Genomic DNA, 12,591 nt, shown 5'->3' with positions numbered 1-12,591 from the left:
AACATAATATTTTGAGTGCAAATAAAGTTTTAATCATCACGTATTATTGGCCGCCAGCTGGTGGGCCTGGTGTACAGCGTTGGTTAAAGTTTGTAAAATACCTACCGGATTTTGGCATAGAACCCATTGTATATATTCCAGAAAATCCAAGTTATCCGTTACTTGATGAAAAATTACTTTCTGATGTTTCTGATAAAACAGTTATTCTGAAAAACAAAATATTTGAACCGTATGCTTTGGCTTCATTTTTATCGAAAAACAAAACAAAGAAATTAGGTGCTGGTATCATTACTCAAAAGAAAAAGCAATCGTTTATAGAAAAAGCAATGCTTTGGATTCGAGGAAATGTTTTTATCCCAGATGCTCGCGTTTTTTGGGTGAAACATTCAGTGAAATATCTTAAAAAATACATTCAAGAAAACAATATTGAAACCATAATAACTACGGGTCCGCCACATAGTTTGCATTTAATTGGCTTAGATTTGAAAAAGCAACTAAACATAAATTGGATTGCTGATTTTCGGGATCCGTGGACGACTATTGGTTATCATAAAGAACTTAAATTATCAAAGTGGGCGAGTGCCAAGCACAAATCTTTAGAAAAAGAAGTTTTAACAACTTGCGATACGATTTTAGTAACTTCTCCTACAACAAAATCTGAATTTGAACGAATTACAAATCAACCTATTGAAGTCATTACAAATGGATATGATGTAGAGAAAATTGAAAAAAAATCTTTAGATGAAGCGTTTACTTTAGCACATATTGGTTCGTTTTTATCGGAAAGAAATCCACAGATTTTATGGGAGTCTTTATCGGAATTAATTCAAGAAAATGAAGCATTTGCAACTCATTTTAAATTAAAATTAATTGGTGCGGTTAGTAAAGAAGTTATTCAATCAATTTCAGATTTTAATTTAGATAGTTTCGTACAAAATTTAGGTTATGTTTCGCACGAAGAAGCAATAGTACATCAAAGAAGTTCACAAGTTTTATTGTTAATAGAAATTGATTCGGATGACACAAAATGTATCATACCAGGAAAACTTTTTGAATATATGGTTTCAGAAAGACCTATTCTAGCCATCGGACCTATAAACTCCGATTTTGAGAATATCATAAAACAGACAAATACAGGTGTTTTTTATCAATATAACGAGAAAAATGAGCTAAAAAGTCAAATTTTAAACTATTTTAATCAATATTTGGATAAAAACTTAAAAGTTAATGCAGTAGGTTTACAACAATATAGCAGAAAAAGCTTGACTGAAAAGTTGGCTAATACAATTTCAAAATTTAATAGTAAAACGTAAGATTAATAACACAGATTAGAGAAATATTTAAAATCTAAAAAATCTAAAAAAGTTAAAACATCTAAATAATCTAAAGATCTAAAAATCTAACCATCTAACCATCTAACAATCTAAAAATGGGTATCGTAATTAAACAATCTATTAAAAACACCATCATTACTTTTATTGGTTTTGCTATTGGTGCAATTAATGTTTTGTATATGTATCCTGTTTTTTTAGGTAAGGAATATTTAGGTTTAACTAATTATATTTTATCTGCAGCAAGTATTTTATATCCAATAATGTCTTTTGGCATTCAGAATACTTTAATTAAATTTTTCAATGAAAATAATAAAACGGAAGCCGAGTTAAGTAGCTATATTAGTTATATGCTTTTGTTGCCATTGCTAATTGTTATACCGTTTTTTGCTTTGTTTTATCTTTTTTATGATAACATTGCATTGTATGAATCTGCAAAGAATACTATTGTATATGATTATGTGTGGGAAATTCCAATAATTGCTTTATTTATTGGTTATTTTGAGATTTTTTATGCCTGGTTGCGTGCCCATATGAAGTCGGTTTTTGGCTCTTTTGTCAAGGAAGTTTTTGTTAGAATATTAATTACACTTTCGCTTTTTGCTGTTTATTTTAAATGGATAACGTTATCAGAATTTATTCATTCTTTGGTTTTGGTTTATGGGATTAGTTTGTTAGTAATTATTTATTATGCCAATAAAGTGAAACCCATTCAACTTAATAAAAAGTTTCCAAAAAACACAAAGTCTATTTTTGTGTTTACCGTTTTCATTATTTTATCGGCAAGTGTAGCCAATATGCTTTTAGATATTGATAAATATATGATAAATCAGTTTTTAAAAATCGAAAATATTGCATTTTATTCTTTAGCTGTTTATTTGGCAATGGTTATTTCCGTACCCCAACGTGCTATGCATCAAATCACCTATCCAATTACGGCAAAATTAATTAGCGAAAATAAATGGCAGGAACTGAATGAGTTGTATAAAAAATCGTCTGTAACACTTCAAGTAATTGGTGGTTTAATTTATATTGGAATTTTAGTAAACATAAATCAAGTGTATAAGATTCTTCCAAATGAAGGATATAGTCAAGGTTTATTTGTAGTTTTTACAATTGGTTTATCGAAATATTTTGATGTTATTTTAGGTAACAATAATTCTATCATTTTTAATTCAAAATATTATAAAACGGTGTTACTTTTAGGGGTTTTATTGGTTTTTGTAATCGTAGGATTAAATTTGATTTTTATTCCAAAATACGGAATAAATGGTGCGGCTTTGGCAACTTTAATAGCTATTGGAATGTACAGTTTAGCAAAGCTATTATTCGTGGTTTTTAAAATGAAATTATTTCCGTTTACTAAAAACACAATAGTTTCATTTGTTATTACTGTAGTGTTGTTTTTTGCATTTTATTTTTGGGAATTTCCATTTCATCCGATAATTAATATTGGCTTAAAATCGATACTTATTTCAATTTTATATTTGGCTTTACACTATTATTTCAAAGTTTCAAGTGATATCAATTTTGTAATTAGAAATGTATTCAATAAGGTTTTTGTAAAAAAATAAAAAAATCCCGCTTCGTAAATACGTAATGGGACTTTTACATCAGTTATTTTTTAACTTCTTTTTCGTTCTTCGGTATCTTTTTTAATTTCGTCGATGTCTTCTTTTTTCATTTTTTCTTTGCTACCATCTTTTTTGTAGTAGTAAAAATCTCCATCGTTTCCAGCATCATCATTATGATAGCTTCCTCCGTTATAACCAGCTGGACAAGGATTGTATTGGTATCCGTAGTTCATTCCATTTACAAAACCAGTTACGCCAACTAATTGTCCGTGGTAGTTATAAAATAGTCTCATACCACCAATTCTGGTTAAAGCAAAACTATTGTACGTCATATAAACACTACCAATTCTTCTAATTCTTCCATAATAATCGTAATTTACAAAAACACTACCAATTCTTCTGATTCTACCATAATAGTCGAACTCAATTTTAATGCCTCTGTTACCTCTTTCATTACAATTTGAGTTTGTAGGTGTACCACCTCGTCTTGCAATATAATTGTTGTTTCCAATATTGAAATCGAAATCGCCGGTTGGAAAAACATAAAACAAAATGCCTCTTTCTAAAAACACAATTGGTTCTGCATCTCTGTAATCAATAGCATAATAATTAGGGTGCCCATTTTGGTGCCCATTTCTGATACCACGTCTTTCAGTGCTAACTTCTTGAGCATAAACTGCGTTTAACAGGATTAAAAAACTGCCAACTAAAAATGTAATTTTTCTCATGATTTCTAAATTTTAATTGTTAAACATTTTATTAAATTATTTGTTATTTAACTATTTTCAATTGTTGTGCCAAAGCATAATATTTATATGATAACGATATGATAACAACTTGTTAATGATTTCTAATGAATTGATATTTAGTGTTTTAAATTGAATATTTAAAGGAAGTCAACCAATTTATCTTCTGTTATTTACAACACAGATTATACTAATTTTTAAAATTTCAAAAATCTGTATTTCAAAAAAGTAAAAAATTAGACTGAAATTGAATTTAGTTTTTGTTGTTGCCTCTGAATTTACTATTTTAGCACAAATCAGAATCAGTATGCGGAAGTCATTCTATATATTATTTTTTATAAGCCACTTAGTTTTTGCGCAATATCCAACGGATTACTTTCGTTCTCCTTTAGATATTCCAATAAATTTATCTGGGACTTTTGGTGAATTACGTTCCAATCATTTTCATTCAGGGTTAGATATTCGCACCAATAATATAGAAGGACTACCTGTTTACGCCGCTGCAGACGGAATGGTAGTTAGAATTAAAGTATCTCCATTTGGTTATGGAAAAGCGTTATATATTGCACATTCTAATGGATATACAACGGTTTACGGGCATTTACAGAAATTTAGCGATAAAATTGAAGCGTACGTTAAAGAACAACAATATCGTCAGAAAAGTTTTGAAGTGGAATTATATCCAAGCAATATAAAAGTTACACAATCTGAAATTATTGCTTTGTCAGGTAATTCTGGTGGTAGTGGCGGACCCCATTTGCATTTTGAGTTTAGAGATACAGCATCAGAAAAGATTATCAATCCAATGGCTTTTGGAATGAATAAACTGATTAAAGACGAAACAAATCCAGTGATTTCCAGTTTAATGGTGTATCCTGCAAACGATTCAATATCAGTAAATAAAAGCAGAAATCCAGTTAGCTTGTCGTTACAAAAACAAGTGGACGGAACTTTTTTAGCTACAAAAGTCGTAGCCAGTGGAAAAATTGGTTTTGCGCATAATTCGTATGATATATCCACCAATAATTATAATAAAAACGGAGTTTATAAAGTAGAAAGTTATTTGAATGGTTCTCCAAATTTTAAATACGAATTCGAAACGTTTGCTTTTGATGAATCGAAACATATAAATTATTTTATTGATTTTAAAACGTTTAAAAAACTAAAGCAACGCTTTCAAAAATTGTTTGTCAAGGAAAGTTATCCTTTATCTATTGTTAACGGAAATACTAAAAATGGGTTTATCGATATTAAACCAAATGTAAATTATACTTATAAAATTGTAGTTTCTGATTTTCATGGAAATACAACTATTGTAAATGTCCCTATTTCATATGAAAAAGCAGTTCAATTTCCTGAAACTTCAAAACCAGTAGCAAAAGAAAATTATTTTATAAAACACAAATCGGAATATAATTTTGAGTTTGATAAAACGGCAGTATACTTTCCACCGAATGCTTTATATGAAAATGCTACTTTAAATATTGTTGAGAAAGATGGCGTTTTAGATATAGAGAATAATTTTGAAGCCATTCAAAATGGTTTTACTGTAACTATGGATATGTCAGATTTATCCGAAGAAGATAGAAAAAAAGCTTTTATTGGTACCGTTTCGGGGTATAAGTTAGAGTACAATTCATCTTTCATAAAAGGAACAAAAATTTCTGCTAAAGTAAAAGCATTTGGAAAATATAAATTAGGTATTGATAATGTGGCACCTCGCATTTATAATCCTAATTTTATTGAGGGAAGCAATATATCAAAATTAAAAACGTTAAGTGTTTCTATAAGCGATGCGCTTTCGGGTATTGACAGTTATGTTGCTTTTTTAAATGATGAATGGATTTTAATGGAATACGATTATAAAACTAAAAAATTGATTCATAATTTTGAAGATGGGAAAGTAATTTCAGGAACTAATAGTATTAAAATTGTGGTATCAGATAAATTAAACAATACGGCCACTTTTTTATCTAATTTTATTTATTAAGTATGAATTTTAATATAAAGTCAATTCGAATTATCTTATTTTTTGTTTTAATTTCTACCTTTTCTTTTGCGCAAAAAGCCAGAATTAAAGGTGTGGTTTTAAACGAAAATCAATTACCTATTGAAAATGTTTCGGTTAGTTCACCTAAATCAAATACAGTTACTAATAAAAATGGTTTTTACGAATTAGAAATAGCTGCTAATGTAGAAGTTACTATTTCATTTTTCAATTCGTCTTACAAGAAATCCACATATAAAGTGAATTTAAAACCGAATGAAGATTTTGAATGGAATCCGATTTTAGGAACTATTAATGAAGTAATTGAAACCGTTGTAATATCAGGTAAAAACAGAAAAATTAATGGAGCCACAGCGCTTTCTCCTGTTTTATTAAGACGAATCCCTGGAGGAAATGCGGGTGTTGAAAATTTGATTAAAACCCTTCCAGGTGTGTATTCAAATAATGAATTAAGTACTTCCTATGCCGTACGTGGTGGTAATTACGATGAAAACTTAGTGTATGTAAATGAAATTGAAGTCTATCGTCCGTTTTTAGTTCGTTCTGGGCAACAAGAGGGTTTGAGTTTTACCAATACCGATATGGTACAAAATATAGATTTTTATGCAGGTGGATTTCAAGCGAAATATGGCGATAAATTGTCTTCTGTATTAGATATCGCGTATCGAAATCCAAAAACATTTCACGCAGGTTTTGAAGCCAGTTTTCTGGGTGGAAGTATTTTTGCAGAAGGCGTTTCCAAAAATCAAAAGTGGAGTAATATAACTGGAGTTCGCTATAGAAACAACTCACTTTTAGTAAAAAGTCAGGAAACACAAACCAATTATACACCTTCTTTTTTAGATGTGCAATCGCTGTTTAACTTTAACTTAAATACCAAATGGAATTTTAGTTTCTTAGGAAATATTGCACAAAATAATTATAACTATCAACCGACTTCTCGTCAAACGAATTTTGGAACCATCAGCGAACCAATTGCTTTATTAATTCAGTATGAAGGACAAGAAAGAGATACTTATACAACGTTTTTTGGAGCGGTAAAATCTGTTTTTGAACCTAATAAAAACAATAAATACAAACATATTTCATCGGTGTATCACACTGTAGAACAAGAATATTATGACATTTTAGCACAATATCGTTTGGGTGAAGTAGATGCAAATATTGGCTCTGAAACCTTTGGAAACGTAGTGTTTTCTCGCGGAATTGGTTCGCAACTAAATCACGCAAGAAATAATTTAGATGCATTAATTGTAACGAATGAAATAAAGGGAAATCATAAATTAAATGATGACAATGCGATAGAATGGAGTTTTAAACATAATTTCGAAAACATTAGAGATAGGGTAGTAGAATGGGAAGTTATTGATTCCGCTGGATTTTCATTACCAAATCCAGAATTAGAATATATAAATGACCAACCCTATAACCCATATTTTGGACCTTTAGCACCATACCAAAATGTTCGTGCTAAAAACAATACCACAATAAATCGATTCAATTCCTATTTAAATTGGAATTATGAAGGGATGATTGGTTCGCATACTTATTTTGTAAATGCTGGAGTTCGTGGGCAAAGTTGGATGGCTTCAAATAATGGAATTTCTGGAAATAATCAATTTACATTTTCACCGAGAGCGCAATTTATTTTAAAACCAAATTGGGATAAAGAAATGGTTTTTCGCTTTTCGGTCGGTGTTTATAATCAGCCTCCTTTTTATAGAGAATTACGAGCCAGCGATGGCTCTGTAAATGCAAATGTTAAAGATCAAAAATCCATTCATTTTGTTTTTGGACACGATTATAGTTTTCAAATGTGGAACAGACCTTTTAAATTAGTGAGTGAAGCTTATTACAAAACGATGACTGATGTAAATGCGTATACCATAGATAATGTACGAATTAGATATGAAGCAAATAACAACGCCACTGCTTATGTGTATGGAATTGATGGAAGACTTAATGGCGAATTTGTTCCTGGTGTAGAATCTTGGTTTACGTTTGGGTATTTAAAGACAGAAGAAAACCAGGGGGGGAAAGGTTTTATTGCTCGTCCTACAGACCAACGATTGAAATTTGCTATTTTATTTCAAGATTATATGCCAAAAATTCCAAGTTTAAAAATGTATTTAAATTTAGTATATAATACTGGTTTACCTGGAGGTTCGCCTGCTTATGCTGATCCCTATTTATATCAAACACGATTAAACGATTACAGAAGAGCCGATACTGGATTTTCTTATGTTTTTAAAGATGCAAAATTGGGTGGACATAGAAAATGGCTAGCTAATTTTTCTGAATTTAGTGTAGGTTTTGAAATTTATAATATGTTTAATAATCAAAACTCCATAACCAATACTTGGGTGCGAGATGTATATACTAAAACACAATACGGTGTGCCAAACTATTTAACCACACGAACGTTTAATTTGAAAATAAGTATGAGAATTTAATGTTTAGAAAACAGAATTGACATATTTTTAAAACTAATTGATTTAGAAATTAGTATATTTGATATTAAAACAGAAACTATGAAATCGCCATAAACAAACTCGTTTGCTTGCAAACACCAAATGAAAATAAAGCGATACCATATGACCTTTAAATAATAATAAATATTACATATGAAAAATTATATATATGTCCTTTTAGCGTCCAGTGTGATGATTTTTTCTTGTCAAGAAGAAAAAGCCAAACCTAAAGTAAAATATACGGGTAAGGAAGCCAAATCGTTATTAAAAGATACTACCAAGTTAGAAATATCAGATTTACCTATTCAGTTTGAAGGAAGCAATATATTGGTATATGCTATTGGAAATTTAACAGTTGGTGATATCAATAAAAAAGGAAGTTATGAAAGTGCTTCCTCTTATGAAGGTGTTTCTGGTTTTCACGTTTCTAATTCTATGGAAAACGAGATAACGGGTTATTTACAGAATCTAAAATTTCAAGAAATTGGTACCGATTCGTTACAGTTATTAACTGATAAAATAATGCTAATTGAACGTGTTTCTTTTGTAAAGAGTAATAAAATTTTAGTGTATGTTTTGGCTGATGCCGATACCAATCAAGATGGTTTGATTGATTCTAATGATATTAAATCGCTTTATATTAGTACAGAATTAGGAAAAAATTTCTCTAAAATTTCTACAGAATTACAAGAATTGATTGATTGGAAGTATATAGAATCTGCAAATAAAATTTACTTTAGAACTATTGAAGACGCTAACAAAAACGGTGAATTCGATAAAAAAGATAAAATCCACTATCACGTAGTTAATTTAAAAGACAATAAAGTATCAGAATATTTTCCTTTATAAATTTATTCTAAACTTTGTAAGGCTACTAACCTAGCGTACGTTCCGTTTTTCGAAATTAATTCCGCGTGTTTGCCTTGTTCTACAATTTCACCTTTTTGCATTACAATAATGTTGTCTGCTTTTTGAATGGTTGATAATCGGTGTGCAATGACAATAGAAGTTCGGTTTTGCATCATTTTTTCTAACGCATCTTGAACCAATTTTTCACTTTCTGTGTCTAATGCAGAAGTCGCTTCATCTAAAATCATAATAGGTGGGTTTTTCAAAACTGCTCTCGCAATAGACAAGCGTTGTTTTTGTCCACCCGATAATTTTCCACCAGCATCACCAATATTGGTATCAATTCCATTAGGAAGAGAAGCTACAAACTCATAGGCATTAGCAATTTTTAAAGCTTCAATAATTTCTTCATCAGTAGCATTTGGCTTTCCAATAAGTAAATTATTTTTTATAGATTCGTTAAATAAGATGGAATCTTGAGTAACCAATCCGATTAAACCTCGTAAAGCGTGCATATCCCAATCTCTAACTTCTACACCATCCACTTCAATTGAACCTTCATTTATGTCGTAAAAACGTGTTAATAAATTAGCAATAGTACTTTTTCCTGAACCCGATTGTCCTACTAAAGCAATTGTTTTACCTTTTTCCACTTCAAAGGAAAAGTTTTTCAATACATTATCATCTTGGTAGGCAAAGTTGATATTTTTTACAGAAATTTTATTTTCAAAAGTATGTTTTACAAACGCATTTGGCTTGTTAACAACAATATTATCTTGTTCCAATAATGTGAAAACTCGTTCAGCAGCTGCTAAACCACTTTTTACTTGAAAAGTACTCTTTGATATTGCTTTTGCAGGAGTTAAAATTCCATATGCTAGTGCTATGTATCCTATAAAATCTGTACCATCAATACTTTTGTCATGCAATACTAAATAACCACCATAAATCAATAAAGATCCAATTGAAATAATACCAAGAAATTCACTAAAAGGAGAAGCAAGATTGTTTTTTCTAGCAATGCTTAAAGATAAATTTGCTAATCTTTGTAAAGAACTATTAAATTTTTCTATAAAAGAATTTTCGGCATTGTAACTTTTAACTACTTTCAATCCTGTTAATGTTTCATCAAGTGTAGAAATAAATATACCTTGTTCTTGTTGCGCTTTTATTGATTTTCCTTTTAAATTTCTTCCAACCTTTGAAATTAAAAACCCTGTAATTGGAATAAATACAAATACAAAAAGTGTTAATTTCATACTAATAATCATCATAGAAATTAACGCAAAAAGTATACTCAAAGGTTCTCTAATTATTAATTCGAAAATTTGAAAAAAGGAGTTTTGTACTTCTCCAACATCACCCAACATTTTAGTCATCACATCTCCTTTTCTTTGGTCTGAATAATAGGAGATAGGTAAATGTATTATCTTATTATATAAATCTTTTCTAAAATCTGTTAATACATTAACCCTTAATATTGTAGATTGGTTTGAAGCTAAATAATTAAATAAATTTTTAAGAAAAGCTAAAATAATAACGATACTAACTACAAAGTACAACGAATAAAGGATGCCGTTATTTGCTGATAAAGTTGTTACTTTATAATTAAAATAATCACTTAAATAAACTCCAATTTTTGTAATTCCTTCGTAATTTGGTTCTGTATATACTTTTTTAGATAAACCAAATAAAACTTTTAAAGTAGGAATTAAACTTACAAATAAAAGTGTAGAAAAAAGAGCATAAAATACATTATAAATAATGTTTAATATTACATTATTTTTATACTTTTTTATATAAGGAATTATTTTTTTTAAATTTTGATCCATTAGTTTAATTTCATTTCAGTGATTATATTCTGAATTTTGGTATCTAAAAATGTATTGGCTTCATCGAAATCATTTGCTCCTTCTAAAATGGCATTGACGCTAAAATAAAATTTAATTTTAGGTTCGGTTCCACTTGGTCTGGCGCAAATTTTAGTACCATCTTCTAAATAATAAATTAACACATTCGATTTTGGAATATCTAAATCAAACGTTTCATTATTAATTAAATCACGAGCCGTTGTACTTTGGTAATCTTCAATGCAAACCACGCGTTGTCCGTTTATTGTTTCCATTGGATTGTCTCGTAAATCTATCATCATTTGATTGATTTCTACCAAACCTTCTTTACCTTTTTTGGTTAAAGATATTAAATGTTCTTTATAAAAACCGAAATCTAAGTATAAGTTAATCAGTTCTTTATATAAACTACTTCCTGAAGCTTTGGCTTGTGCTGCAATTTCGCATACTAATAAACTTGCTGCAACGGCATCTTTATCTCTAACTGCATCACCTACCATAAATCCGAAACTTTCTTCGCCACCGCCAATAAATTTCTGATTTGGAAAGTCTTTAATAAATTTTGCTATCCATTTAAAACCTGTTAATCCTACTTTACATTCAATTCCGTAAGCACTTGCTAAATCAAGCATCATTGGAGTAGAAACAATTGTTGAACCAATAAATTCAGTTCCCGTAATTTTGTCAGCACGTTTCCATTGTTCCAATAAAAATGCCGTCATCACTACCATGGTTTGATTTCCGTTTAGTAACATCATTTTACCATTCGTATCTCTAACAGCCACGCCCAATCTATCCGAATCAGGATCTGTACCAATAACGATATCAGCATTTACTTGGTCTGCTAACTTTAAAGCCATAGCTAACGCTTCAGGTTCTTCAGGATTTGGTGATTTTACAGTTGGAAAGTTACCATCTGGAATTTCTTGTGCCGCTACGATATTTACATTCGTATAACCCGCTTTTGCTAATACGGCAGGAATTGATTTTACAGAAGTTCCATGTAACGGTGTAAAAACAATATTTAAATTTTCTTTAGCTGATTTTGGCGTATTAAAACTGGCGTTTTCGATTGTCGAATTAATAAAGGCTTCATCAACTGTTTCATCAATATATTCAATTAAACTTTCATTTGCTGAAAACAGAATATCACTATATTTTAATGCTTCAATTTCAGCAATAATTTCGCCATCTTGTGGTGGTACAATTTGTCCGCCATCTTGCCAATATACTTTGTATCCGTTGTATTCTGGTGGATTGTGGGATGCGGTTAATACAATTCCAGCGTGACAATTTAGGTTTTTTAAGGCAAATGATAATTCTGGAGTAGGGCGTAATTCAGAAAACAAATACACTTTTATATTATTTGCTGAAAAAATATCGGCTACTATTTTCGCTAATGTATCGCTGTTTTTTCTACAGTCATAGGCAATTGCGACTTTTAAATCTTCATTTGGAAAACAGTTGCGCAAATAATTAGACAAGCCTTGCGTGTTTTTTCCCAAAGTATATTTGTTTATACGATTGGTTCCAACACCCATGACGCCTCGCATTCCACCTGTACCAAATTCTAAATTTTTATAAAAAGCATCTTCTAAACCTTTTGGATCAGATGTCATTAAGGCTTCAATTTCAGTTTGTGTATTTTGGTCGAAAGTAGGTGTAAGCCATTCGTTTACTTGATTTATTATGTTTTGTTCTATGTGCATTATTTTATCATTAATTATTTACAGTTTATTTTTTGAATTTTTTATTCAGAATT

General features: G+C 29.9%; 8 protein-coding genes. 5 read left to right on the top strand and 3 right to left on the bottom strand.

All coding sequences use genetic code 11. The annotated features are described in order from the left end of the window. The first annotated feature begins 11 nt into the window (after positions 1–11). Together ACIQZ1_RS03655 and ACIQZ1_RS03650 are read left to right on the top strand one after the other, a co-directional pair. Entirely contained in the window at positions 12–1,313 is a 1,302-nt protein-coding gene (locus ACIQZ1_RS03655) for a glycosyltransferase family 4 protein (protein ID WP_396159168.1), read from the top strand. Positions 1,314–1,429: 116 nt separating this feature from the next. Next, positions 1,430–2,905, top strand: a complete 1,476-nt coding sequence (locus ACIQZ1_RS03650) for an oligosaccharide flippase family protein (RefSeq protein WP_396159166.1) — start codon at positions 1,430–1,432, stop codon at positions 2,903–2,905. A 50-nt stretch (positions 2,906–2,955) separates the two neighbouring features. Here ACIQZ1_RS03650 and ACIQZ1_RS03645 read toward each other — a convergent pair whose 3' ends face one another. Further along, entirely contained in the window at positions 2,956–3,633 is a 678-nt protein-coding gene (locus ACIQZ1_RS03645; RefSeq protein WP_396159164.1) for a hypothetical protein, read from the bottom strand. A 265-nt stretch (positions 3,634–3,898) separates the two neighbouring features. On the opposite strand from ACIQZ1_RS03645, the gene ACIQZ1_RS03640 reads away from it, so the two are divergent. From ACIQZ1_RS03640 to ACIQZ1_RS03630, 3 genes are all read left to right on the top strand, one after another. Then, positions 3,899–5,641, top strand: coding sequence for a M23 family metallopeptidase (locus ACIQZ1_RS03640; RefSeq protein WP_396159162.1), 1,743 nt, complete (start codon positions 3,899–3,901; stop codon positions 5,639–5,641). A gap of 2 nt (positions 5,642–5,643) precedes the next feature. After that, entirely contained in the window at positions 5,644–8,112 is a 2,469-nt protein-coding gene (locus ACIQZ1_RS03635) for a TonB-dependent receptor plug domain-containing protein (protein WP_396159160.1), read from the top strand. Positions 8,113–8,283: 171 nt separating this feature from the next. Next, on the top strand, positions 8,284–8,979 hold the full coding sequence (locus tag ACIQZ1_RS03630) for a hypothetical protein (protein WP_396159158.1): 696 nt from the start codon (positions 8,284–8,286) through the stop codon (positions 8,977–8,979). A 2-nt stretch (positions 8,980–8,981) separates the two neighbouring features. On the opposite strand, the gene ACIQZ1_RS03625 is transcribed toward ACIQZ1_RS03630, so the two are convergent. Together ACIQZ1_RS03625 and ACIQZ1_RS03620 are read right to left on the bottom strand one after the other, a co-directional pair. Further along, on the bottom strand, positions 8,982–10,811 hold the full coding sequence (locus ACIQZ1_RS03625) for an ABC transporter ATP-binding protein (RefSeq protein WP_396159156.1): 1,830 nt from the start codon (positions 10,809–10,811) through the stop codon (positions 8,982–8,984). Further along, entirely contained in the window at positions 10,811–12,538 is a 1,728-nt protein-coding gene (locus ACIQZ1_RS03620) for a phospho-sugar mutase (RefSeq protein WP_396159154.1), read from the bottom strand. The genes ACIQZ1_RS03625 and ACIQZ1_RS03620 overlap by 1 nt, the downstream gene beginning before the upstream one ends. Positions 12,539–12,591 lie beyond the last annotated feature (53 nt).

Source organism: Flavobacterium sp. (genome assembly GCF_044341185.1).
Lineage (GTDB): Bacteria > Bacteroidota > Bacteroidia > Flavobacteriales > Flavobacteriaceae > Flavobacterium.
The sequence above is the reverse complement of the archived record's forward strand: the minus strand, read 5'-3'. Positions and strand labels throughout refer to the sequence as shown.

Excerpts from the sequence above, each read along its gene's own strand:
- ACIQZ1_RS03650 (WP_396159166.1), top strand. The coding sequence starts at position 1,430 with ATGGGTATCGTAATTAAACAATCTATTAAAAACACCATCATTACTTTT.
- ACIQZ1_RS03645 (WP_396159164.1), bottom strand. The coding sequence starts at position 3,633 with ATGAGAAAAATTACATTTTTAGTTGGCAGTTTTTTAATCCTGTTAAAC.
- ACIQZ1_RS03635 (WP_396159160.1), top strand. The coding sequence starts at position 5,644 with ATGAATTTTAATATAAAGTCAATTCGAATTATCTTATTTTTTGTTTTA.
- ACIQZ1_RS03630 (WP_396159158.1), top strand. The coding sequence starts at position 8,284 with ATGAAAAATTATATATATGTCCTTTTAGCGTCCAGTGTGATGATTTTT.
- ACIQZ1_RS03625 (WP_396159156.1), bottom strand. The coding sequence starts at position 10,811 with ATGGATCAAAATTTAAAAAAAATAATTCCTTATATAAAAAAGTATAAA.
- ACIQZ1_RS03620 (WP_396159154.1), bottom strand. The coding sequence starts at position 12,538 with ATGCACATAGAACAAAACATAATAAATCAAGTAAACGAATGGCTTACA.